Source organism: Lactobacillus sp. VURO6/B1 (VP7), assembly GCF_058139575.1.
Genome location: NZ_JBVOWJ010000002.1, coordinates 86,783 through 109,542 on the forward strand (window position 1 = coordinate 86,783; position 22,760 = coordinate 109,542).

Annotated in this window: 20 protein-coding genes, 1 tRNA gene and 1 other annotated feature; of the genes, 17 read left to right on the forward strand and 4 right to left on the reverse strand. The window is 35.1% G+C overall.

The genetic code is table 11. The features are described from left to right. Positions 1 to 12 precede the first annotated feature (12 nt). The 5 genes from ACZ2M0_RS01585 to ACZ2M0_RS01605 are packed head-to-tail and all read left to right on the forward strand — an operon-like array spanning position 13 to position 6,681. Positions 13 to 1,239 (forward strand): restriction endonuclease subunit S, encoded by a 1,227-nt coding sequence (locus ACZ2M0_RS01585; protein ID WP_490058259.1) that lies wholly within the window; start codon positions 13 to 15, stop codon positions 1,237 to 1,239. 18 nt (positions 1,240 to 1,257) lie between these two features. Next, on the forward strand, positions 1,258 to 4,266 hold the full coding sequence (locus tag ACZ2M0_RS01590) for a type I restriction endonuclease subunit R, EcoR124 family (RefSeq protein WP_490058260.1): 3,009 nt from the start codon (positions 1,258 to 1,260) through the stop codon (positions 4,264 to 4,266). Between the two features lie 52 nt (positions 4,267 to 4,318). Further along, the gene (locus tag ACZ2M0_RS01595; RefSeq protein WP_490058261.1) at positions 4,319 to 5,239 is read left to right on the forward strand and encodes an abortive infection family protein; all 921 of its coding nucleotides are present in this window, start codon (positions 4,319 to 4,321) and stop codon (positions 5,237 to 5,239) included. A gap of 42 nt (positions 5,240 to 5,281) precedes the next feature. Next, complete coding sequence (locus ACZ2M0_RS01600; RefSeq protein ID WP_490058262.1) at positions 5,282 to 6,166, forward strand: restriction endonuclease; 885 nt, start codon at positions 5,282 to 5,284, stop codon at positions 6,164 to 6,166. Positions 6,167 to 6,195: 29 nt separating this feature from the next. Further along, a complete protein-coding gene (locus ACZ2M0_RS01605) occupies positions 6,196 to 6,681 on the forward strand; it encodes a prolyl-tRNA synthetase associated domain-containing protein (protein ID WP_490058263.1) in 486 nt (161 codons plus the stop codon). Between the two features lie 174 nt (positions 6,682 to 6,855). Here ACZ2M0_RS01605 and ACZ2M0_RS01610 read toward each other — a convergent pair whose 3' ends face one another. Continuing rightward, on the reverse strand, positions 6,856 to 7,677 hold the full coding sequence (locus tag ACZ2M0_RS01610; RefSeq protein ID WP_109586028.1) for a MurR/RpiR family transcriptional regulator: 822 nt from the start codon (positions 7,675 to 7,677) through the stop codon (positions 6,856 to 6,858). 139 nt (positions 7,678 to 7,816) lie between these two features. Here ACZ2M0_RS01610 and ACZ2M0_RS01615 point away from each other — a divergent pair, with 139 nt between their 5' ends. The 10 genes from ACZ2M0_RS01615 to ACZ2M0_RS01660 all read left to right on the forward strand — a co-directional run bounded on the left by ACZ2M0_RS01615 (position 7,817) and on the right by ACZ2M0_RS01660 (position 18,814). Then, a complete protein-coding gene (locus ACZ2M0_RS01615) occupies positions 7,817 to 8,518 on the forward strand; it encodes an N-acetylmannosamine-6-phosphate 2-epimerase (protein WP_490058264.1) in 702 nt (233 codons plus the stop codon). A 1-nt stretch (position 8,519) separates the two neighbouring features. After that, positions 8,520 to 10,565 carry a PTS sugar transporter subunit IIABC gene (locus ACZ2M0_RS01620; protein ID WP_490058265.1) on the forward strand — a complete coding sequence of 682 codons (2,046 nt, stop codon included), beginning with the start codon at positions 8,520 to 8,522 and terminating at the stop codon, positions 10,563 to 10,565. Between the two features lie 1,051 nt (positions 10,566 to 11,616). Next, positions 11,617 to 11,855, forward strand: a binding site (T-box leader). Positions 11,856 to 11,904: 49 nt separating this feature from the next. Then, complete coding sequence (locus tag ACZ2M0_RS01625) at positions 11,905 to 13,089, forward strand: metal-dependent hydrolase family protein (protein ID WP_490058266.1); 1,185 nt, start codon at positions 11,905 to 11,907, stop codon at positions 13,087 to 13,089. Positions 13,090 to 13,180: 91 nt separating this feature from the next. Further along, positions 13,181 to 13,552, forward strand: a complete 372-nt coding sequence (locus tag ACZ2M0_RS01630; protein WP_046331814.1) for a hypothetical protein — start codon at positions 13,181 to 13,183, stop codon at positions 13,550 to 13,552. A 162-nt stretch (positions 13,553 to 13,714) separates the two neighbouring features. Next, positions 13,715 to 14,716 carry a D-2-hydroxyacid dehydrogenase gene (locus ACZ2M0_RS01635; RefSeq protein ID WP_122052111.1) on the forward strand — a complete coding sequence of 334 codons (1,002 nt, stop codon included), beginning with the start codon at positions 13,715 to 13,717 and terminating at the stop codon, positions 14,714 to 14,716. A 123-nt stretch (positions 14,717 to 14,839) separates the two neighbouring features. Next, positions 14,840 to 15,547 carry a GH25 family lysozyme gene (locus ACZ2M0_RS01640; RefSeq protein ID WP_490058267.1) on the forward strand — a complete coding sequence of 236 codons (708 nt, stop codon included), beginning with the start codon at positions 14,840 to 14,842 and terminating at the stop codon, positions 15,545 to 15,547. Continuing rightward, on the forward strand, positions 15,544 to 16,779 hold the full coding sequence (locus ACZ2M0_RS01645) for a DEAD/DEAH box helicase (protein WP_490058352.1): 1,236 nt from the start codon (positions 15,544 to 15,546) through the stop codon (positions 16,777 to 16,779). Before ACZ2M0_RS01640 ends, ACZ2M0_RS01645 begins: the two co-directional genes overlap by 4 nt. Then, on the forward strand, positions 16,776 to 18,104 hold the full coding sequence (locus ACZ2M0_RS01650; protein WP_490058268.1) for a PTS sugar transporter subunit IIC: 1,329 nt from the start codon (positions 16,776 to 16,778) through the stop codon (positions 18,102 to 18,104). The genes ACZ2M0_RS01645 and ACZ2M0_RS01650 overlap by 4 nt, the downstream gene beginning before the upstream one ends. A 53-nt stretch (positions 18,105 to 18,157) precedes the next feature. Next, a tRNA-Arg gene (locus ACZ2M0_RS01655) sits at positions 18,158 to 18,230 on the forward strand. Positions 18,231 to 18,373: 143 nt separating this feature from the next. Further along, positions 18,374 to 18,814, forward strand: a complete 441-nt coding sequence (locus tag ACZ2M0_RS01660) for a hypothetical protein (RefSeq protein WP_187161038.1) — start codon at positions 18,374 to 18,376, stop codon at positions 18,812 to 18,814. Between the two features lie 167 nt (positions 18,815 to 18,981). Here the strand turns inward: ACZ2M0_RS01660 and ACZ2M0_RS01665 are convergent, their stop codons facing one another. Next, complete coding sequence (locus tag ACZ2M0_RS01665; RefSeq protein WP_187161037.1) at positions 18,982 to 19,218, reverse strand: DUF2188 domain-containing protein; 237 nt, start codon at positions 19,216 to 19,218, stop codon at positions 18,982 to 18,984. A 409-nt stretch (positions 19,219 to 19,627) separates the two neighbouring features. Here ACZ2M0_RS01665 and wecB point away from each other — a divergent pair, with 409 nt between their 5' ends. Then, a complete protein-coding gene (wecB, locus tag ACZ2M0_RS01670) occupies positions 19,628 to 20,770 on the forward strand; it encodes a non-hydrolyzing UDP-N-acetylglucosamine 2-epimerase (RefSeq protein ID WP_490058269.1) in 1,143 nt (380 codons plus the stop codon). Positions 20,771 to 20,821: 51 nt separating this feature from the next. Here wecB and ACZ2M0_RS01675 read toward each other — a convergent pair whose 3' ends face one another. Together ACZ2M0_RS01675 and ACZ2M0_RS01680 are read right to left on the reverse strand one after the other, a co-directional pair. Next, on the reverse strand, positions 20,822 to 21,355 hold the full coding sequence (locus tag ACZ2M0_RS01675) for a GtrA family protein (RefSeq protein ID WP_490058270.1): 534 nt from the start codon (positions 21,353 to 21,355) through the stop codon (positions 20,822 to 20,824). Further along, on the reverse strand, positions 21,348 to 21,794 hold the full coding sequence (locus tag ACZ2M0_RS01680; protein WP_490058271.1) for a flavodoxin: 447 nt from the start codon (positions 21,792 to 21,794) through the stop codon (positions 21,348 to 21,350). The genes ACZ2M0_RS01675 and ACZ2M0_RS01680 overlap by 8 nt, the downstream gene beginning before the upstream one ends. A gap of 136 nt (positions 21,795 to 21,930) precedes the next feature. Between ACZ2M0_RS01680 and map the strand changes: the two genes are divergently transcribed. Further along, on the forward strand, positions 21,931 to 22,758 hold the full coding sequence (gene map, locus ACZ2M0_RS01685) for a type I methionyl aminopeptidase (RefSeq protein WP_490058272.1): 828 nt from the start codon (positions 21,931 to 21,933) through the stop codon (positions 22,756 to 22,758). Positions 22,759 to 22,760 lie beyond the last annotated feature (2 nt).

The window sequence follows — 22,760 nt, forward strand, 5'->3', positions numbered from 1 at the left end:
GGTTTGGTAAAAATGAGTGAACATAAAGCTGTGCCAAATATTAGATTTAAGGGATTTGAGGATGAATGGGAAAAAGATTCTATTAAAAATATCTCTACCATGAAGTCGGGTGGTACACCTAGTGTCAATAAGAGAGAGTATTATGTTGGCGATATTCCTTTCATTAGATCATCAGATATTAAAAAGGAATCAACCGAGCTGAAAATTAATAATGAAGCATTAAAAAATTCATCTGCTTTTATGGTTAAAAAAGGAACTGTTTTATACGCTCTTTATGGAGCTACAAGCGGCCAAGTTGCGATTTCAAAAGTCACTGGTGCAATTAATCAAGCAGTGCTTGCTATATTTCCTGATGAATTTGTTAATAAATATTTTCTTTTATACTGGTTGTCATTAAATAAGGGAAAAATAACAAATAAGTATTTACAGGGTGGACAAGGAAATCTTTCTGCGAAAATAGTGAAAAATTTATTATTGTTTTTTCCTACTAAACTTGAACAACAAAAAATCGGCAATTTATTTGCTAAATTAGATAAGCTACTTGATTTGCAGCAGCAAAAGATTGACAAGTTGGAGCTGCTAAAAAAGATTTTGTTGCAAAAACTTTTTCCTAAGCATGATGCCGATATACCTGAATTACGATTTAAGGAGTTCAATGATGAGTGGAAAAGCATGAAAATCGGTAGTTTATTTGATCATAAGAGTGGCACTTCAATAGAGAAATATTTCAATTCTGATGGAAAATATAAAGTCATTTCTATAGGTAGCTATGGAAAAAATTCAAAATATATTGATCAGGGGATCAGAGTAAATCTTAACTCTGTGACCAAAAGCCATTTAGTAGATAAAAATGATCTTACTATGGTCTTAAATGATAAAACTCCTGATGGTCAAATTATAGGAAGAGTATTGTTAATAAATAAATCAAATGAATTTGTTATTAACCAGAGAACAGAAAGATTAATTCCTAGAAACATAAATTCTAAATTTGCATTTACTTATTTAAACGGTCCTATTAGGAAAAGTATTAAAAAAATGGTGCAAGGGGGAACACAAATCTATATAAACTATTCAAGCATAGAAAAAATAGATGTATTAGTTCCGAAAACCATAGAGGAACAACAAAAGATCGGCAATCTCCTATCTAAGGTTGACCAATTAATCGAATTAGAAAATAAGAAATTACAAAATTTTCAACAAGTTAAAAAGTGTCTTTTACAAAATATGTTTGTTGAATAGTAGGGAAAGGAGACAGATATGTCAGTGGCAGCTGTTAAAGAAGCTCAAATGGAAAAAACTTTAATTGAGCATTTAACTAAAGAGGCTAATCAATGGCGTTTACGTGAAGATTTAAAAACCATTCCGCAATTATGGGCTAACTTTTTCCAGATTCTTGAAGATAATAACCGCGATCAACTTCATGATGTTCCACTAACACAAAATGAAAAAGAAACCATTCGTACGCAAATAACTAAGCCTAATTTTTACCAAGCTGCTAAGTTTTTGGCGGGTGCTAACAGACAGGTTAGGCATCACTTGAAGCGTGATGATTCTTCTTTGCCGGATGCTGATTTATTAATTTTAGATAATACCAATATTGCCGGTGGAACTTCCGTTTATGAAGTAGTACACCAAGTAGAAGTCAATAAGACGAGCTTGTCACCACTTGATCAAGATAGGCGCTTTGATGTTACTCTCTTGATTAACGGTTTACCCCTAATTCATATTGAATTGAAGACACCGAATTTTCCTTTTATGGATGCGTTTCGTCAAATACAAAAGTATATAGATGAGGATAAATTTGGTGACATCTATAATTTTGTAGAAATGTTTGTTGTCACCAATGGTACCAATACTCAATATATTCCTGCTGGGCAAACTCTACGTGCTAATTTTTTGATTTCTTGGATTAATCAAGATAAGCAACAAGTTAATGATTACTTAGATTTTGCTCGTGATGTCTTATCCATTCCAATGGCACATCACATGATTGCTGATTATACTGTTTTAGATGATAATGCTCAAAGAATTATTCTGCTGCGCCCATACCAAATTCAAGCAATACAAGCAATTTTTAAAGCATCGCGTGAAGGAAAATCTGGCTTTATTTGGCATGCTACGGGTTCTGGTAAAACCCTGACTTCCTATAAAGTTGCCCGTAATTTATTACAAATACCAGCTATTGATAAGACAATCTTTCTAATAGATCGTAAAGATTTGGACATGCAAACTGTTTCAGCATTTCAAACTTATGCAAATAATGACACTATTGATGTGAAGGAAACCGCGAATAGTTTTGAATTGGCTAAGAAATTGGGTGATGGCAACCGCAATGTGGTTGTAACTACCAGGCAGAAACTGCAAACGATTTTTAAGCGAAGGGAAAATTCACCTGAAATTGCTAAAAAGTATGAAAAGTTGAAAGATTTACGCTTAGCTTTTATTGTTGATGAATGTCATAGAGCAGTTACGCCAACTCAAAAGAGAGAACTAGATCGATTTTTTAATCGTCAACCATTATGGTATGGCTTTACCGGTACGCCAATTTTTGCGGAAAACGCACGGTCTGAAAACGGACAAGATGCTCGTACCACTGAGCAACTTTATGGTCCAATTTTACACAAATATACGATTGAAGACGCAATTCATGATAAAAAAGTACTAGGCTTTAAAATTGATAATGAAGGAAATTCAAATCAAACGGATAACGATGATATTTATCTCACAGATGCTCACATGAAGGCAGTGGTCAAGCAAATTTTAGATTTAGCTTATCGTAAACAAGGTCTTAGCAATGGCAACAGATATTCCGCACTGTTTTCAACATCTTCTATTAAACAAGCGCAGAAATACTACCACTTGTTTAAAGAGGCAATTGCCAACGGTGAAGTGCCTAATCGTATTCAAAAAGTGGCACCGGATTTTCCCCGCATAGCTATTACGTATTCAATCTCTCAAAACGAAGATGAATCAATGGTTAACCAAGCAGAAATGAAACAGTCATTGGATGACTACAATAAAATGTTTAATACCCAGCTTTCTATGACTGATATTCCTAGTTATAATCGCAATGTCAATGATCGCTTAGCATGCAAAAATAAAGCATATCAAGCACGAGACCAACAACTAGACATAGTGATCGTAGTTGATCGGTTATTGACTGGATTTGATGCACCAAGATTATCCACACTATATCTTGACCGACCACCAATGAATGCCCAAAACCTCATACAAGCTTTTTCAAGAACAAACCGTATTTATGATGATGGCAAAAAATGGGGTCAAATAGTAACTTTCCAATATCCTAATCAGTATAGTGATGAAATAGATAAAGCGTTGACACTTTATGCGAATGGTGGCACTAATGGCGTTCTTGCCCCAGATTGGAATACGTCACGTAAGCGTTATGTACAAGCACGTAAGAAACTAGACAAATATGTCGATAATCCACAGATATTGGCTACGCTCATTGATGCCCCCAAAAAAGAACAGAAACAGTTTGCTGAAGCTTTTCAAAAATATGATCAGGCGCTTGCTGCTATTAAAACATATGATGAGTTAGATAAGCAGGATAAACTGCCTGCTTCTGCACAAGTTAATGTTGCTGATATCCCACCTGAAATAGAAAATACTTTAGAAGGCACATATCAAAATATTATCGATAATTTAAAAGCAGAAAATAGAAATGATGATGATCCAGTAGACGTTGATCTTGACGAGGATTACGAGCTTGAATCTATTCATATTAAAGAAGTGGATGAACGTTATATTATGTCACTCATTCAAGATTATATTTCAACTGCTAACCAGCGGGTAAGTGCATCACAAAAATCTGAAGATCAAAGTGAAACCTCACAAGTTGGTGATTACATTGATCAATATGCTAAAACTAATGAGCCACGTGCGAACCATATTCGTTCGATTTGGCAAGATGTTCAACTTAATCCGCAAAAATATTCTGATCAAAAAGTAGAAGATGTGTTAGAGAACTCTATCAAGCAGGAAAATAAAAAAATTTTAAGTCAACTTGCGGACGATTTCGGTCTTGATTATGGCAATTTGAACTATGTTGTTAACAATTATAAGCCTGATGAAATCAATCATAAAGGTATGGGAGATTTGGTAAGTAAAAGATATTTTGATAGGTTCAAAGAGACTCATCCTGATAGTAAATTAAAGAATTGGCTTAGCTGGAAGACTGAGGTACGCGAAAAGGTTAAGGTAGTCTACAATACAAAGATCAAACCTTTAGAATCTGAAGAGTAAAAATTGATAGTTATTATTTGTAAATATAATTTCTCGAAAGTTGTGAGACGTGTTGCCAAAAAGTGAATATGATTTTTTAATGAAAAAGCCAATTATTGAAATTTTGGATGGAGACGCTTGCTTAGATAATTTAATTAGTGAGGATAAAATACATAATGGCCAACCTATGAATGTAGAGATTCATATGCCGTATTTATCAGGTCCAGATATTTGTGACTTATCTGAAAAGTTTGGAAGCCCAATTGAATATGATATATTCTCTCGCTGGTCATACATGCAAGAGATGTTTGAAAAGGCAAAATATAAAAATAAGACACAGGAAATTTTGAGCTATTTGTTTAGTAAAACTAATTTTAGCATGTGTAAAAATATTTCTGACTTGTCCGTTGAAATGTTCGAAGAGTATTATCAAAAAGCAACAACTCTAGCTATTAAAAAAATTAATAACTTCATTGATTATACTGGGGATAAATTAATTATTAAAAATAATAATGTGTTTTTAAAATCTGACCTGTTTGAAATAAAGAGCAAATATATCCAAAAGATTGACAGAACATACATTAAAGAGGTTCAAAGTAAAGCAAATGAAAATTTAAGGCAAGGCAACTTTGATAGTGTTTTAACTCAAGCAAGAACTCTTCTTGAAGAGGTATTTATGTATGTTCTTGAAGTAGATGGGATTCAACCTTCAAGAAAGGGAAATATTAAGAAACTGTATGGACAAGTTAAATTAGCTTATTCAATGAGTACAGGCAAAGATGTTGATAAGAGAATAAATGAATTACTTTCCGGTCTAGAAAATATCGTTGATGCGATAGCAGAAATGAGAAACAAAGAAAGCGATGCTCATGGTTTGGGAAGAAAAAGAATAAAAGTTGAAGAACACCATGCGCGTCTTGCTTTAAACGCTGCTTTAACTATGGCAGATTTTATTTTGTCAGTATCGGCAAAAAATATAAGTAAGAGAAAATAATTTCATATAAAAATTTATATTTATAAAATGGAGATAAAGTGAATGGCTAATCGACAAATTAATATTGAGAATCTAACTATGAAAGAAATTCTGATTGCAATGCGTCGTCTTGGTGGACAAGTTACAAGGCGTGAAATTAGTTCAGATATTCGTGACAATTCTACTGCAATCTCAGAACAAGAAGTAGATAAAATTAAAGTGTCTAAGAAAACGGGTAATAAATATAAACCTTTTGACTATACGCTGAATTATGCGGTTATCTATTTGGTGAGAACAGGCTATTTAGCTGAAGACGGTCATCAAGTAGAATTAACTGAAAAAGGGCGTAAAGTTGATCTTGATACTTTTGATCCAGAAAAGGATGTACGGCCATTCTTAGAAGATAATGATTCTCAGGAATTAAAGAAAAAGAACTTGGCTGAAATTGATTCTGCTAAGGATTCAACTGATGAAGATACAGAAGAAGAACAATGGAGACAAGATTTGCTAGATGCTCTGATGAAAATGAGTCCGAAAAAGTTTGAACTCTTTTGCCGCGGGTTACTTACAAAAATGGGGATTGATGTTGATAAGACGATAGGCGTTAACTATATTGCTGATGGTGGCCTTGATGGTTTTGGCTATGTTCGTTCAAATGATTACCGTACTACCAGAGTGGCATTGCAGGCAAAGCGCTGGCAATCCAATGTGCCCGCTCCTGAAATAGATAAGTTTCGGGGAGCAATGGATAAATACAACGCGGAATTTGGTATTTTTATTACAAATTCTGATTTTACTCGCGGTGCAATTAAGACAGCACGTCAGGGCACAAGAATTATCACTTTGATTGATGGTGAGGAAATCTGTGACCTGGTGGCAAAGTACAATTATTATGTTGAACCAGTAACAACATATCGGTTGAAATCATTTTATACTGATAAAGATTAAACTATTTAACACGAATTTAGTAAAACCAAATGAACAAAAACGAAACATTACATTACCTAGATCAACTTGGAATTAAATATGAGATAGTGGAGCACCAAGCTGTCTACAATATGGCAGAAATGGAAAAAATTGCTCTGCCATATTCTGAAGCAGATGCTAAAAATCTGTTTGTGAGGGATGACAAGAAACGTAACTACTACCTTTTGACTATTAAAGGTGATAAAAGAGTTAACTTACAGCAATTTCGTGAAGAAAATGGCACATGCAGACTTAGTTTTGCCTCACCGCAAGACCTAAAAGAAAAATTAGGTTTAGAACCTGGCTCAGTCACACCTTTAGGTCTGTTAAATGATCCTGGGCATGAAATACCGTTTTATCTTGACTCATATTTTAGTCAACAGCCGAAAATAGCTGTGCATCCTAATGACAATACAGCTACTATTTGGTTAAAGCCGCAAGACTTGCTTAAAGTCATAAAGGACTTGGGCAATCCTGTTAGGGTAGTAAAGATGTAATTTTTATTCTGAGTATTATAAAAGATGTGTGTGGGAAAAAGTGCTCTTTGAAGTTAAATTAAAAAATTTCACAATTTAAAAAGACTGACAAATCAACGTTTTATTGACGTGATTTGTCAGCCTTTTTAGTTAAGTTAGAGTTTTTTCCCAGACACATCTTTTTTATAGCAACTTTTAAATTTCTTTTTTTAATATTTCAGGTAGGACTTTTTCCTTGATGGAATTGCTATCAATTTTAGTATAAATTTCGTACCCGCGTGCTAACACATCGCACAGATAAAGTTGAGAAACTTGTCCAGCTACAGAACCAATATTTATAAATTCTCCCACTGCTGTTTGTAATTGAACGTCGCCTAAATTTGCTATGGGTGAGCTCAATTCATTAGAAATGGTAATGATTTTTGCCCCGTTCTTTTTAGCTAGTTTTAAAGAGTCATATGTATCTTTGGTATGACCCGAAAGAGATAGGCCAATAACAACATCTTTTTTTGTTAGTAATGAACTAATTTGTACTTGAATGTGTGGATCAACTTCGGCATGTGCTATTAGACCTATCCTTAACCATGTTTTAGCAAAATCTTTTGCTGATTCTCCAGAGTGCCCTAGACCAAATAAATAAACTCGCTTGGCTTTGGCCAGTATCTTAACCGCTTTAAGTAAATTTTGGGGAAATAACAAACTTTTAGTTTTGTTGATTGAATCAATTAATAAGTTTGCACTTTCAATATAAAAGTTACTATCCGCACTAGTGGCAGCCAATTTATTCTGCGAAATTGATTCTTGTGCTAAATAAATTTTTAGTTTAGAAAAGCCTGAAAAGCCAAGTTTTTTACAAAGGCGAATAATGGTAGCGTCACTTGTGTCTGAAGCTATAGCCAATGATTTTATCGTATCGTAAATTACTTGTTCTGCGTGACTAGCAATGTAATTAGCTAATTTTACTTCAGATTTGGTCAACTCTTTTTTGTTCTCATTAAATAATTGAATAAAATTCATTTCTTAAAAAGCCTCTTTCGCTAATGAGTAAATTATATCATCCTTTTTCAAGAAAACGATTGCATTTCCCGCAAAAAAATAATATCATACTTTATGAAGTAAAACTTCAAAAAATAATATTAATGGAGTAAAAATACACATGGAAAAAGAAAAGTTTATCAATAAGATCCATAAGGGATTGATTGTTTCTTGCCAGGCTTTACCCGGAGAACCTTTGTATACTGAAAAAGGAGGGATAATGCCTCTTATGGCGAAGGCTGCTGAAGAAGCAGGTGCGGTAGGTATACGTGCAAATTCAGTCCGTGATATTAAAGAAATTCAAGCTACGGTTAGTTTACCTATAATCGGAATCATTAAAAAGGATTATCCCCCTGAAGAGCCGTACATTACGCCAACGATGAAAGAAGTAGACGAATTAGTTGAAACCAAGGTTGATGTTATAGCTTTTGACTGCACTTTACGTCCTCGGCATGACGGACAAACCATTAATCAATTTATCAAAGAAGTTAAATTGAAATATCCGCATCAGTTAATGATGGCTGATATATCAAATTTTGAAGAAGCGCAGAACGCTTATGAATGTGGCGTAGATTTTGTTGGTACTACCTTGGCTGGTTATACAGCTGAAAGTGAAAACAAGTCTGGACCAGATTTTCAATTAATTAAAAAAATTGTGGATGCTGAACTGCCACTAATTGCAGAGGGTAAAATTCATACTCCAGCTCAATTAAAAAAGGTAATAGACCTTAATCCGCTTGGAATCGTAGTTGGTGGTGCTATTACCAGACCTCTGCAAATTGCTAGGACGTTCACTTCAGTATTTAAAAAAGGGAGAGAATAAAATGACTAAAAATAAGAGATTCACTGCAATTGGTCAGTGGTTTTCCCAATTAGGGCAAGCTTTCATGTTGCCAATTGCTATTTTGCCAGTTGCTGGTTTATTGTTAGGACTTGGCGGAGCTCTAACAAATGATGCGGCTGTTTCAGCTTTTCCAGTTTTAAATCAAGTTTGGTTACAAAATACATTAAAAATAATGAATTTTGCTGGTAATGCAGTTTTTAGTAACTTGGCTTTAATCTTTTCAATTGGATTGGCCGTTGGCTTAGCTAAAGGTGATAAGGGTACTGCCGGTTTAGCTGGTGGTGTAGCTTATCTTGTATATACTGCGACAATTTCCGGTTTGCTACAATTGTTTAACCCTAAAAATACAATTGACACTGGTGTTTTAGGTGCGATCGTAATTGGCTCCGTTGTAGCATATTTGCATAACCACTACCGTAAAATTCAGTTGCCACAATTTTTAGGCTTTTTTGGCGGATCGAGATTCGTACCAATTATTTCTGCAATTGCTGCTATAGTTATCGGTGCAATATTTTACTTAATCTGGCCTCCAATTCAAGGTTGGCTGACTACTGCAGGACATGCAATTGCAGCAATGGGCAGTTTTGGTAGTTTCTTGTACGGATTTTTATTAAGGCTGACTGGAGCCGTCGGTTTACATCATACTATTTATCCAATGTTCTGGTATACGGCACTCGGTGGCACAGCAGAAGTAGCTGGAAAAACCGTTGTCGGAGCGCAAAATATTTTCTTTGCCCAATTAGCTGATCCGAATTTCCATGGTTTATTCACTTATGGTACTCGATTTTTTGCCGGACGTTTTGCAACCATGATGTTTGGCTTGCCTGGAGCTGCTTTAGCAATGTACCTTTGCCTGCCAAAAGCTAACAGGAAAAAAGATGGTGGATTGTATCTTTCAGGTGGTCTTACTTCTTTTCTTACAGGTATTACCGAGCCTTTAGAATACTCATTTCTATTTGTAGCTCCTTGGTTATATTTGATTCATTCATTTCTTGATGGTTGCTCATTCTATCTTGCAGATATTATGAACATCAGAATTGGTAATTCTTTTTCTGGTGGATTAATAGATTATCTGTTGTTTGGTGTTTTGCAAGGAAAAGATAAAACAAACTGGCCTAATGTATTAATTATTGGTGTTATTTGGTTTTTCCTCTACTTCTTTGTTTTCACTTTTTGTATTAAAAAATTCCACGTCAATATTCCAGGAATGCAAACTGAAGTAGATGATGACGTTGAAAAAACTGATTACAAATCAGGAAACGTCACCAGTCTACATACAGAGTCTGAGCAAATTATTGCAGCTTTAGGTGGGGCTGAGAATATAAATACTATTTCTGCTTGTGCTACCAGATTAAGAATTTCACTTAAAGATAACAGTCAAGTTAATGAACCTGTATTTAAAAAATTAGGTTCTCCGGGTGTTTTAAAAGTCGCTGGTGGACTTCAAATTATTTTTGGTGGTAAAGCCGATCTTTATAGTCAAGAAATAAATGATTTGCTTGCTCATCCTGAAAAAATAAATGAGACCACAACTAGCCAAGATGCTGAAGATAATAAAATTAAAATTGAGTTTACTGCGCCCGTTAATGGTAAATTTAAATCTTTAGTTGATGTTGATGATGAAGTCTTTTCTAAAAAAATGATGGGTGAAGGTTTTGCAATTGAACCAAGTGATCAACATGTTTTTAGTCCAGTAGAAGCTGAAGTTATTTCAATTTTTAAGACCAAGCATGCAATTGGGCTTAAAACGAAAGGCGGACTGGAAGTATTATTACATATGGGAATCGATACTGTTGATCTAGCAGGCAAACCGTTTACTATTAAAGTCAAAGAAGGAGATAAAGTTTCTCCGAAAACCGAGTTGGCAGAAGTTGATCTTGAACAAATTAAAGCAAGTGGCAAAAAATCAACGATTATTACAGTAATTACAAATTCAATAGATCATGTTATACAAGCAGGTAATGATGCCAAAACAGGCGATGAGATTCACGCTCAAGATAATGTTTATCACGCTTTAGTCAAATAAATCAAATTAGTAGATAAGATGATATTGGTTAGCAAAAGATTAGTCCTATGTTGATTGTGATTTTATTTTAGCCAGAATTAAAAAGATATATTTCTCAAGTTGGAGTATTTAAAAATAATGTAAATTAAAAGCTATTTTGTTGATAAACCATACAGCTATTTGTTTGTATATATTAACTAAATAAATACCACTAAATTATTAACAAAAGGTAAATATTTTTATTAATGAATGTAATTGGTTAAATTATATCAACTTTCATTGTAGAATCTTTTTCGTTGCCGTTAATCTCTGGTCAGGATTAGGATATTGCTTTTAAAAGCACCAAGAAATTAAGACCTGAACGCAGCCTATAATGGTAACGAATCTGATGTTAAAAATATAGTTATTAGTTTAACCGTGACTTTAATTAAACAATTACATCATTGTTAAATAAGTATCTTTCTTTCTTGTGTATAAATCTAATTTCTCAATAAAATGTTGTTTTAGTTAGAATAATTCATATTCATTTAATCATTAAATTGCGATAAATTTTATCTGATTATTTTTTATGTAAATTTGCTAATATCTCATCAACGTTAAAATAAAATAGCGGATGATTAAAGCAAAAAGTTGAGGCTCTTACCTTTTACATCTTTCAGGAAAAAGGATTGTTAGTTGATCACTTAAGCTAATACTAGTTACAAACTAGTAGAAAAAACGCATATGAGTAGGGATAGATTAATTATTAGCATTCTGACTAAACGACTAAAACCAGTGGTAATCACAACTAATTTTAAGTCGTAATTGGAGGTGTGACATCAAGACAGTTAGCGATTACCTGTTACTAAAATTTTACCTAGCAATAAACTTAAAAAAAGCAATATCGTCTGGTTAAACAAAATTACTATTTTACAAGCATCAGAAAAGTAAGGCTAAGATGATAAAAAAACTTTTTACCATTCTTAGCCAAATAGTTAATGCTATACCCCCAAGTGAACTGCCGATTCTTCATTTTTACTTCATGGTGTTGACATAATTAATAAATAATGATAGATTAAAAGTCAATTAAATAAACAACATCTTGCAAAGCAGAGTAACTATTTTGTTGCTGATAAAGAGAGCTGATATTTGGTGAAAATCAGTTAGCAGTAAGTAGTGAACATGGGCTTCTAATTGATGTCCATTGGTGATAATCAGCCAGTGGCGGAGTTGCATCCGTTATTTTTGCAAGCTATTGTTTGATAGTTAATGAGGTTTATTACGTGAGTAATAAATGAATAAAAGGTGGTAACGCGAGCACTCGTCCTTAAGAAGAAAAGGATGAGTGCTTTTTTTATACAAAAATTTGGAGGTTTTTTAGATGACTAAAACTGCTTATACTAACGTTAATTTGTTTAACGGGATTGATGATAAAATTCAATCTAATACCACGTTGGTGGTTGATGATGAAAGCGGCAAGATTACCAAAATAGGTGAGGGTATTGCACCTGAGGCTGATCAGACAGTAGATTTACAAAATAAATATGTGATTCCTGGTCTAATCAATTGCCATACACATATTATTATGGATCCCTTAACCCCCGATGGTGGCAGTGAATCTGATGTGGTATCTTCTACGGTTCGTGCAGTAAAACATTTGCATGATTTATTAAAATCCGGTGTTACCTATATTCGTGAATGCGGCAGCACGTACAATATTGATATTGCTCTTAATAATTTAATTAAGAAAAATAAGTTAACCAAAGTCCCAGAAATCGTGCCTGCAGGTCACCCATTCTCTATGACTGGAGGACACGGCGATTTGCCTAATTTTGGTGTGCTGGTCGATTCACCAGATGAAATGCGCAAAGCGGTTCGTCAGGGAATTAAAGCTGGTGCCAAAGCAATTAAAGTCATGGCCACAGGTGGCGTAATGACGGAAAACGATTCTCTTGATGATCCTCAATTAAGTGAAGCTGAAATGCACGTTGCAGTCGAAGAAGCTCACCACAAGGGTTTAACTGTGGCCGCACATGCGGAAGGCAATCCGGGAATTTTGAATGCGATTAAGGCCGGCGTTGACAGCATTGAGCACGGCTTCTACGTTAATGATGAAGAAATTAAGCTGATGATTGAAAAAGGAACATATTTGACGCCAACGATAGTTGGAGCTTGGGCATTTATCGAATATGCACCGGGTAAAATTCCAGACTGGGAAATGAATAAAATTGCGGCTGCTTGGAAAGATTTGCGCGGCAACATTACTAAGGCTAAAAATGCTGGTGTCAAAATTACTTTGGGCACTGATGCCGGCACACCATTTAATGACTTCACGATGACTCCTGAAGAATTGCCTTTACTAGTAGAACAAGGCTTTACTAATTTTGAAGCTTTAGAAACCAGCTATAATTCCGCTAAACTACTTAAAATTGCTGACGAATATGGTTCTTTAGAAGAAGGCAAATACGCTGACTTTTTGGTATTGGATGAAAATCCGTTAGAGAAGATCAGTGCGGTTGTCCAAAAAGACAAAGCGGTTTACAAAAAGGGTAAGAGAGCTTACTAAAGAAAAGCAAATGATTTTGCAATTTCGAACAAGTGTTCAATAATAAAAGAAGCTACTGAAAAAGTAGCTTTTTTATTATGGGGGAGAAAAAATGAATCAGAAGTTTTTAGATGTCATGAATGATGAAGGACCAGTCACCATTGTTACTATTAATGCCAACCCAGCCAGTGTGGTAAATACGTGGATGTCGTATGTAAAAGTCGACGAGGCAAATAATTGCCTTTATATCCCTGCAGCGGGAATGCACAGTATTGAGAATGATTTTGCCCAAGATAATCATGTCCTATTAACTATGGGTTCAAAAAAAGTAGAGGGTACAGCTGGCCCAGGAGCTGGATTTCATGTTAAAGGAACCGGAAAATTTTTGGCAGAAGGACCAGAATTCTCTGAAATGCAGGCACGTTTTCCCTGGTTAAGAGAGGTTTTACGGGTTAATATCAACCAAATTGAACAAAAAATTTAATTTAGCACTTTAAAATAATGTGCAAATCTGATGGTCTTATTAGCTTTCATATGATTAGGCTTAAATTATTAATTATTATTTTTTAAAATTTATCTTTAATTTTATTCTAATTTTAGATACAATAAGAGATATAAATTTTTTATCCAAAAAGGAGGATTAATAATGAAAGCTTTACTTTACAATATGACCCCGGAGCAACAGGTTTATGCTGACAAGTGGAATAAAGATCATCCTGAAGATGATTTGGTTTCAACTGAAGACAAGCTTGATGCTAAGACTGTTGAGATGGCGCAAGGCTATGATGTTGTCAGCGTTTTGCAGGTCTTTGACATAGATGAGGAAGAGGTCTATCGTAAACTGAGCTCATATGGAATTAAGCAAATAGCTTTAAGGTCTGTTGGGTATAACATTGTTAATTTTGATTTTGTGCACAAGTATCATATGATTGTAACGAACACACCGGCATATTCTCCACGTGCAGTGGCGGAGAACACTTTGACTTCTGCAATGTACTTGTTGAGAAAGTGGGGTCCTATTTTAGATAATGAAAGAGAGCACCTCAATTTTGTTCGGTCTGAAGATTTGATGAGTGATGAAATCTATAACCAAACAGTTGGTATTATTGGTGTTGGTCGTATTGGTTCTTGCGTTGCAGAAATGTTTCATGCGTTAGGAGCCAAGGTACTCGGTTATGACTTGGTTGAAAATCCTGCCAACGAGGCATTTTTGGAATATACCGATTTTGATACCGTAGTTAAAAATGCAGACATCTTGACGTTGCATACACCTCTTGAGCCTTCAATGGAAAACATGATTAGTGCCAAGCAATTTAAAGAAATGAAGAACACCGCATATCTGATTAATGCAGCTAGAGGTCCACTGGTTAACACTCAAGACTTGATTGATGCATTGAAGAACAAAGAAATTGCTGGTGCTTCATTGGATGTGATGACTGGTGAAGAGGCAATTGTTATGAAGAAATTTAAGGATATTTCCGAATTGCCAGTTGAGTACCAGGAATTAGCAAAAATGCCTAACGTAGTCTTTACACCGCATTCCGCATACTACACGAAGACCTCTGTCAAGAATATGATTGAACACAGTATGACTGATGTTAAGCGCGTTTTAAATGGTCAAAAGCCAGTATATTTAGTTGAAGAATAATTTTTGTTTATTAAGTGATCGATTTACAGTCGATCGCTTTTTTTATTGTTAAGATTGTAGTTAGCAACTCTGGTGGAAAAATTGCTATAATGTACAGGTGTAGAAAAATAAACGGAGAAAAAGATGAAAAGGTTTCATCATAAGTTTACGCTACCTGCAATTCTAATCTTACTAGTTGTTGCAATTGGACTTCTTATTACTGGTATAGCCAATATGCATAACCAGACGACATTGCCGCCAAACGGTAATTCAAGTGCAATTGGCGTCGAATTAAACCAGGATTACGGTTATGTTGATTTACATGAACTACAGGCTAATGGTATTTCATTTGTCTATTTGAGAAGTACACAGGGACGTTCATACTTCGACGATGATTATCTGTCATATCGTGATCAAATATTAGGAACTAAACTGGCTTTTGGTACTATTGTTGCCTACAGCAATGAATCAACACCATTGCAGCACTATCAGTATTTTTTGAAAAAGGTGGGCACTAACACCGGTAGTTTGCCGATTTGGATAGAACCAGCTATTGATAACTATGATTTAGCATATATTAAACAAATGGCTCAATTTGCTAGTATGCTTCAAGGATTAAATAAGCGAGTCATGGTAGATGTTGCTGTTAAATATAAAAAATATTTTCCCCATGGTGTGCAGTTCATTACTGGCGGCAAAAAAGCCCCGAACAAAATGCAATATTCATTCTGGCGCTATAACAATGACGGACGGGTAAAGTCCGTGAGAAATCTAGAAAGTGGGGTAGTTATGCTGACATACAATGGTACAGTTACCCAGTACAAGGAGAAATACGGACAATTAACACAATAATGAAACAAGAAATTCAAGCAGTTTTAACAAAATTAAAAATGGCTGAACCAACTTTGATTCAGCAGAAAACGCGAACGCCGATCTTAAATGGTGCAAGTTGTATTGCACTTGCCAAAACAGGAACGGGGAAAACCTTGGCTTATGCGCTACCTGCATTGGAAAAAGTAGAAAAAGGCAAACCCAATAGTTTAGTGATTATTGCACCAACAACAGAATTAGCGGTGCAGATTCGCCATGCCATTAACCCTTTTATTCATGCTCTTGCTTTAACGGGAATTACACTTGTTGGAGCTGGTAATCGTAGACGTCAAGAAGATAATTTAAAAAAGAAACATCCTGAAATTGTCGTTGCCACTCCCGGAAGATTTTTTGATTTCTTTTCAGCTAATCGCATCAAAGTTAATCAAATAAGAACTCTGGTAATAGATGAGGCGGATGACGTTTTAGAATTTAATAAAATGGAATTATTAAGTTCTTTAGGACAAAATATGACAGCTGATGCGCAGATCTTGCTTTTTGGTGCTACTGAATCAGAGATAACCAAACAGGCAGAAGATATTTTTGCTCGCAAATTTATCACGATTGATGTCCGACCAGAACAGAAATCAACTGTTAAAAATTATTTTTTACAAATAGATAATGTCCATAAAATTGATTTTATTCAGCGCTTGATGCGCCTTGATGGTTTTAAAGGCATTCTGTTTTTTGATTCAAACCAAACAATGATGCGCTTTGCCGGCGTTTTAGCACACACTAAAACTAAATTTGGTATTTTAGCTAATGACTTCGGCAAGCAGAAAAGAGAAGCAGCTCTCAATAATTTTAAAGTTGGCAGAATCAAATTGCTCCTAGCAACCGACTTGGCTGCCCGTGGTTTAGACATTGCTGGTGTAACATATGTGATAAATTACGACATTCCTAGTGAAGTTAACACATACATGCATCGTGCCGGAAGAACTGGCCGCATGGGTGCCAAAGGATTTGTGGTTACCCTGGGTGATGACCATGATCTGCGCGATCTTAGGAAGCTGCTCGAGCAGAGTGTTAAAATTGATCGGGTATATTTTGCAGGGTTTCATTTAACTACTAAAAAGCCACGTAAAAAGGAAAATAAGAAACAGGACGCAGCTGAAGAAAAGAAGGTTAGTGGATCAAACAAAAAACATAAAAAGCATAAGAATAAAAACAAGGGATATCATCCCCATTACTTGAAGAGAAAGGAGCAAAAATGAGTCGATTAGTTACTTGGCTTGAAGACTATATTTTGCCTTTAGCTAACAAGATAGGGCAAACTCACTGGCTTGTGGCTCTAAGGGATGCATTTGTTTCCGTGATGCCGATTACTATTGCCGGTTCCCTCGCTGTATTGGTCAAAAGCCTGATTGCTGCAGCCAAGACCGAATTGGGCTGGCACACTTTTGCTTGGGCAATGCAGCCGCTCTCATTAGTATGTAATGTAGTTTGGCGTGGTACTTTTGCTTTATTTGCCCTCTTTTTGTCAATGTCTCTAGGCTATCATTTGGCTAAAAGCATGGAAGTTGATCCTGTTGCTGGAGCAATTGTTTCTTTATCATCTTTAGCCATGAGCATCGCCAATTTAACTAAGCTTAAAGTTAACGGCAAAATCATCTCTATTCACAAAGCTTTTAATATTTCACAATTTTCAACCACTGGCATTTTTACTGCGATTTTATTCGGCTCAATCGGTGTTACTATCTTTGCGCTTTGTTTTAGGGCGAGAATCAAGCTCCATCTTTCTGCTAATTTACCATACGCGGAGCAAATGGCATTTGATTCACTCATTCCTGCAATTATCGCGATATTTTGTATTGGTATGATTAATTTTGTCTTTCAGACAATCACGGGCACTTTTTTTGGCAACTGGCTGCTCAATTCGATTCAAACGCCTTTAGTAAAATTAGGTCAAGGCTTCGGCATGGTAATGCTTGTGACCATATTAGTCCAAATTTTCAGCTTTTTTGGTTTTAACGGTTTAAGTGTCTGGGCTCCAATTTTAGATTCAATTTGGCTAACTGCCCAGAATGTTAATGTCACAGCTGCCCGTGCAGGAAGAGAAGCACCTTTTATCTGGGTTCGCGGATCATTTGACGCATTTGCCTGGTTCGGAGGAGCAGGTGGCACGTTGATGCTGATTGTGGCCATACTGCTGTTTTCCAAACGGAGTGACTACCGAACAATTGCTAAAGTTGCACTTGCACCCGGAATTTTTAATATCAATGAACCGATTATTTTTGGCTTGCCTGTAGTTCTCAATCCGGTTTATTTTATTCCATTTGTTGTTGCTCCTTTAGTCAATGTGGCCTTTTCATACGGCGTCAGCATGATGAATTTAGTTAATCCTGTACAAGTAGCAGTTCCTGCCGTTGTGCCACCAATCATCGGACCATTTTTAGCCTGCAATTATGATTGGCGTGCTATTATATTGTCCATTGTTAACATGCTCATTGCTTTAGCCATTTGGACACCGTTTGTCTTTGCCGCAGATAAGATCGCTGATTCTAATGCACCACAACCATATTTTACTCGTCAATATTAGTTACTAAAAAAATTGGCTTTTATCACTCAAATTTGGTAAAGTTAATCTATTGCGACCCTGTAGTTTATCTGGATAGAACAATGGTCTCCTAAACCGTAGAGGTGAGTTCGAATCTCACCGGGGTCATATAAAGTATAATTTAAATGCAAATTTGGTAGCATTTAAATTTATTAGAAACAGTTGCTAATCTTTTGTAGCAGGACCATTTTGTCTTAACTAACCTGTTTTAAACGAGATTGGCTTTTTTAGTTTAATTAGAATTTTTAAAAATGAATCCACACAAAATGTCTTTACCCGAAGTTTTAGCTAATTTTCGGGCTCGTAATGTAACTTTTGAATTAAAAGATGGTACTAAAAGAACAATTTTTGTTAATGAAATTGAGGACGAAGATGATGACCAGCCTGAAATGATTTTTATGGCTGATGATCCAAAAGATGATGTTTTTATCTCTCAAGTGGTTGATGCAATTCCAGGCAGTGCCAATTTTTCTTTGGCTATACATCAAATGACATACTTTGAATTAAAATTTGTCCTAAAAGGTAAAAAAGCTGAATTTAAACTTAAAGATGGTGCAATTAAAACTTTTATTGTAACGAATGTTTTAATCAAAAATGCAGCAAAGACCAATTTCACATTTGTTGGTAACAAAAAAGAAGATAGTATTGATAGTTCAGATATTTTAGGGGTAAAAATAATTGTGGACAAATAAAAGTCTGATTACCAAGAAGATAATCAGACCAGAATTTGAAAGATTTGTTATTTATGTAAATATGAATAAAATAAAGTTTATATTTTAGTTTGAGAAATATAGATTAATTAAAATGTCAGATTAGATAAAATATATGAAAATAGTAGTAATAACAATGTATCGATATATTAGCCTGCGGCTTTGGGACTGTCATGACCATACGAATTTTTAAGATTAATACGCCCGTTTCTTTTTTGACTAATTAGTTCGGTCTTTTTCTTTTGTGCCAGACTTTTTGCATATTCTAAAGCATCAGCTTTTCTGTCAAAAGTTTTAGAGATTTTGTCGCTACCAGCAATTTTAACAGCCCATTTATCGCCGTGAGTAGTGACCCAAACATTTTTAGTGACTTCCGCCTTGCCCATAATTTATTCACCTCTTTTCAAAATCATTATACAGCGAATTAATATATAAAGTGAAAGAATAAACACTTTTATAAAATAAATATTTGTGTAGTTACTGATCTAGAGCATTTTCTTACTATATTTTTAATATAAAGGTGATTTCAAAATACGAATAACTAAAAAGATAATTAATATGAATAGAATTACTGCTATTCCAAGTAAAATTCTTCTGCATTTGACTGTCTTTCTGCTGTCAAAACTAAAGACAAAACAAAAAGCTGCTAAAACTATTAACAGTCCTGTAATTAGTAATAATTTAAATCCATGATACATTTCTTCACCAACTTTTGTTATTCAATAGTTATTAAACCATAATTTACTTGTTTTTTTGCCGCTAATTTACTAATATATTAATAAAATGGAGGAAATTATGAGCAAAATTAGGGTAATGACTGTTTTTGGTACCAGGCCTGAGGCCATAAAGATGTCTCCGTTGGTACAGAGACTAAAAAAAGATGATCGATTTGAAGAAGTTACGGTGGTTACAGCACAACATCGAGAGATGCTGGATCAAGTTCTTAATATATTTAAAATCAAGCCGGAGTATGACTTTAATATTATGAAGAAAAACCAAACTTTAGAGAGCGTGACAGCCAAAGTATTAATCGACATGACAAAAGTTCTAAAAGAAGTTAAACCAGATATTGTTTTGGTTCATGGAGATACAACTACCAGCTTTGCTGCTGGTTTGGCCAGCTTTTATCTTCAATGCCCACTTGGTCACGTTGAAGCAGGCCTTAGAACCTGGAATAAGTATTCACCTTTTCCTGAAGAAATGAACAGGCAAATGACTGATAATTTAACTGATCTTTATTTTGCACCAACTGCGGTTAGCAAGCAAAACTTGATTAAAGAAAACCACAATTCTGATAATATTTTTATCACTGGTAATACAGCTATTGATGCCTTGGAAGAAACTGTTCAAGCTGATTACCACCATGAGGTTTTAGATCTGATTAAACCTGGAAACAAGATAATACTTGTGACCATGCACAGGCGGGAAAATCAGGGAGAACCTATGAGACGGGTTTTTAAGGTGATGAAGCAGGTCGTAGACAACCATGATGATGTTGAAATTATTTATCCTGTGCATTTATCACCAAGTGTCCAAAAAGTTGCTCACGAAATTTTAGGTAATGACTCGCGAATTCATTTGATTGCCCCTTTAGATGTGGTTGATTTTCATAACTTAGCCAAATTAAGCTACTTCATTATGACAGATTCTGGTGGGGTTCAAGAAGAAGCTCCTGCTTTAAACAAGCCAGTCCTAGTTTTAAGAGATACTACAGAGAGGCCAGAAGGTGTTAAAGCTGGTACACTCAAATTAGTGGGAACACAAGTTGATAATGTTAGAAACGCAATGTTGGAGTTACTTGATAATAAAAAGGTATATGAACAAATGGCTAACGCCAAGAATCCTTATGGTGATGGTCATGCATCAGAACGAATAATGGATGATATTGCTTACTATTTTGCTCAAAATAAGGGTGAAAAACCAGCTGATTTTAAATGAGCTATCTAAATTTTGTTATACAAAAAGCCAAGAAAATTTTTTTCTTGGCTTTTATTTATTACTTTTTTCTTTACGTGCTTTAATTTTCTCTTTTGCCCGCGCAATCATGGTAGTTTCTTGAGCTTGAAAAACTGATCTCGTAGTGAGGTAATTAAAAATACCCACTAAAATTTGATCAACAATTTTTACTATCAGTGCATCTAAATGAAGCCAGGACAACCCAACCAGCATAATTAAACTGTCAGGAATAAGACTAATAATCCTATAGGTGAAAAAAACAATCAGCTTTTGCCAAGTAGAATGTTCCTCATCGACATTATTGATAAAGACAGCCTTTTGGTTAAATACAAAGGACGCTAAATTAGAAACAATAAATGCAATAGTATTCGATACTAAAACAACGCTATGCCACCATTTATGTAAAACCATAAAAACTACTGTGTTAATTAGGGCTGCTATAAAGCCAAAGATCATGTAAACAAATAAATTACGATGTCTTTTGACTACTTTTTGTGCTAAGCGATGGATTTTAGGATCAGACATTGAGTCAAATTTTTGTGAATCCGTTTTCTTATTCTTAACCATTTAACTGATCAGCCATTTCCTTAGCTGCATTATCAATCGCATCTATATCGTTATCGTTTGGTGCATTTTCAATAGTCACAGGTTTTGCTACTTCTTTTGCTCCAACTTGCTTAAACATTTTTTCAAAATCAAAGACATTTTCACAAAAATGATCAGCATACATCATGTCACCACTGCCCATCACAGCAAAATATTTTCCAGTTAAATCCAAGTCATTTAGTTGGTCATAAAAATCTGCAATATCGTCAGTCATAGTGCCTTCGCCATAGGTATAAGTAATAAAGATGCACAAATCACTTGATAAGTAATCACTGGCGTCAGTAAATTCAGCTTCGCTCGTTTCCACATCGAAGCCCAAATCTTGCAAATCTTCTTCCAGAATATCTGCTATATCTGCATCGTTGCCAGTCATACTTGCATAGACTATTCTAGCTTTCATTAAATTCATACCTTTCACAAAAACTAATTCATCAAAACATTATACCTAATTTTGCGTAATTAATGAAATTCTTTAGTAAACTTTTAAAAAACGCTATAATGTAGTCAAACATCATTTAATAGAGGAGAATTTAAATTTGATTACAATTAAATCCATTAGAGAATTAAAGGGTATGCAGGCTTCAGGTCGCTTATTAGCATCAATGTTCGAGGGCCTGCAAGACGTGATTAAACCTGGAATTACTACTTGGACTATTGAAGAATTTTGTCAAGATTTTGTCAAAAGTCGTGGTGGTCGATTGTCAGAACAAGGCTTTGAGGGTTATAAATACGGGACATGTATTTCTGTTAATGATCAGATTGCTCATGCTACTCCACGTAAAGACACAGTTTTAAAGGAAGGCGATTTGGTTAAAGTTGATGTGACTTGCAATCTCAATGGCTTTGAAACCGATTCTTGTACTACTTACCCGGTAGGCGAAATTTCTCAAGCAGATCAGGATTTAATGGAAACTACCAAAAAGGCTATGTATTTGGGTATTGATCAAGCTGTTTTAGGCAATCGTATTGGGGATATCGGAGCGGCCATTCAGCATTTTGTGGAAGATGAACATCACTATGGCGACGTTAAAGAATTAGTTGGTCATGGTATCCAGCCAAGTATTCATGAAGACCCCGAAGTGCCACATTGGGGTAAAGCGGGACACGGATTAAGATTGCGCGAAGGGATGACTATTACTTGTGAACCAATGGTCGAAGCCGGTGGGGACTGGCGCATTATAGAAAAAAGCGTATCCGATCCTAAAGATGATTGGGTCTTTTACGCTACACCGGATGGCTCAAAATCAGCTCAGTTTGAACATACCTTTGCAATAACTAAGGATGGTCCTAAAATTTTAACGTTGCAAAAACCCTATGATGGCTACGAAAAATACTTACCACATTTTGACGAAATGGATGACTAAAT

Excerpts from the sequence above, each read along its gene's own strand:
- ACZ2M0_RS01585 (WP_490058259.1), top strand. The coding sequence starts at position 13 with ATGAGTGAACATAAAGCTGTGCCAAATATTAGATTTAAGGGATTTGAG.
- ACZ2M0_RS01605 (WP_490058263.1), top strand. The coding sequence starts at position 6,196 with ATGAACAAAAACGAAACATTACATTACCTAGATCAACTTGGAATTAAA.
- ACZ2M0_RS01635 (WP_122052111.1), top strand. The coding sequence starts at position 13,715 with ATGAAAGCTTTACTTTACAATATGACCCCGGAGCAACAGGTTTATGCT.
- ACZ2M0_RS01650 (WP_490058268.1), top strand. The coding sequence starts at position 16,776 with ATGAGTCGATTAGTTACTTGGCTTGAAGACTATATTTTGCCTTTAGCT.
- ACZ2M0_RS01625 (WP_490058266.1), top strand. The coding sequence starts at position 11,905 with ATGACTAAAACTGCTTATACTAACGTTAATTTGTTTAACGGGATTGAT.
- ACZ2M0_RS01620 (WP_490058265.1), top strand. The coding sequence starts at position 8,520 with ATGACTAAAAATAAGAGATTCACTGCAATTGGTCAGTGGTTTTCCCAA.
- ACZ2M0_RS01665 (WP_187161037.1), bottom strand. The coding sequence starts at position 19,218 with ATGGGCAAGGCGGAAGTCACTAAAAATGTTTGGGTCACTACTCACGGC.
- ACZ2M0_RS01590 (WP_490058260.1), top strand. The coding sequence starts at position 1,258 with ATGTCAGTGGCAGCTGTTAAAGAAGCTCAAATGGAAAAAACTTTAATT.
- wecB (WP_490058269.1), top strand. The coding sequence starts at position 19,628 with ATGAGCAAAATTAGGGTAATGACTGTTTTTGGTACCAGGCCTGAGGCC.
- ACZ2M0_RS01675 (WP_490058270.1), bottom strand. The coding sequence starts at position 21,355 with ATGGTTAAGAATAAGAAAACGGATTCACAAAAATTTGACTCAATGTCT.
- ACZ2M0_RS01630 (WP_046331814.1), top strand. The coding sequence starts at position 13,181 with ATGAATCAGAAGTTTTTAGATGTCATGAATGATGAAGGACCAGTCACC.
- ACZ2M0_RS01680 (WP_490058271.1), bottom strand. The coding sequence starts at position 21,794 with ATGAAAGCTAGAATAGTCTATGCAAGTATGACTGGCAACGATGCAGAT.
- ACZ2M0_RS01600 (WP_490058262.1), top strand. The coding sequence starts at position 5,282 with ATGGCTAATCGACAAATTAATATTGAGAATCTAACTATGAAAGAAATT.
- ACZ2M0_RS01610 (WP_109586028.1), bottom strand. The coding sequence starts at position 7,677 with ATGAATTTTATTCAATTATTTAATGAGAACAAAAAAGAGTTGACCAAA.
- ACZ2M0_RS01660 (WP_187161038.1), top strand. The coding sequence starts at position 18,374 with ATGAATCCACACAAAATGTCTTTACCCGAAGTTTTAGCTAATTTTCGG.
- ACZ2M0_RS01615 (WP_490058264.1), top strand. The coding sequence starts at position 7,817 with ATGGAAAAAGAAAAGTTTATCAATAAGATCCATAAGGGATTGATTGTT.
- ACZ2M0_RS01640 (WP_490058267.1), top strand. The coding sequence starts at position 14,840 with ATGAAAAGGTTTCATCATAAGTTTACGCTACCTGCAATTCTAATCTTA.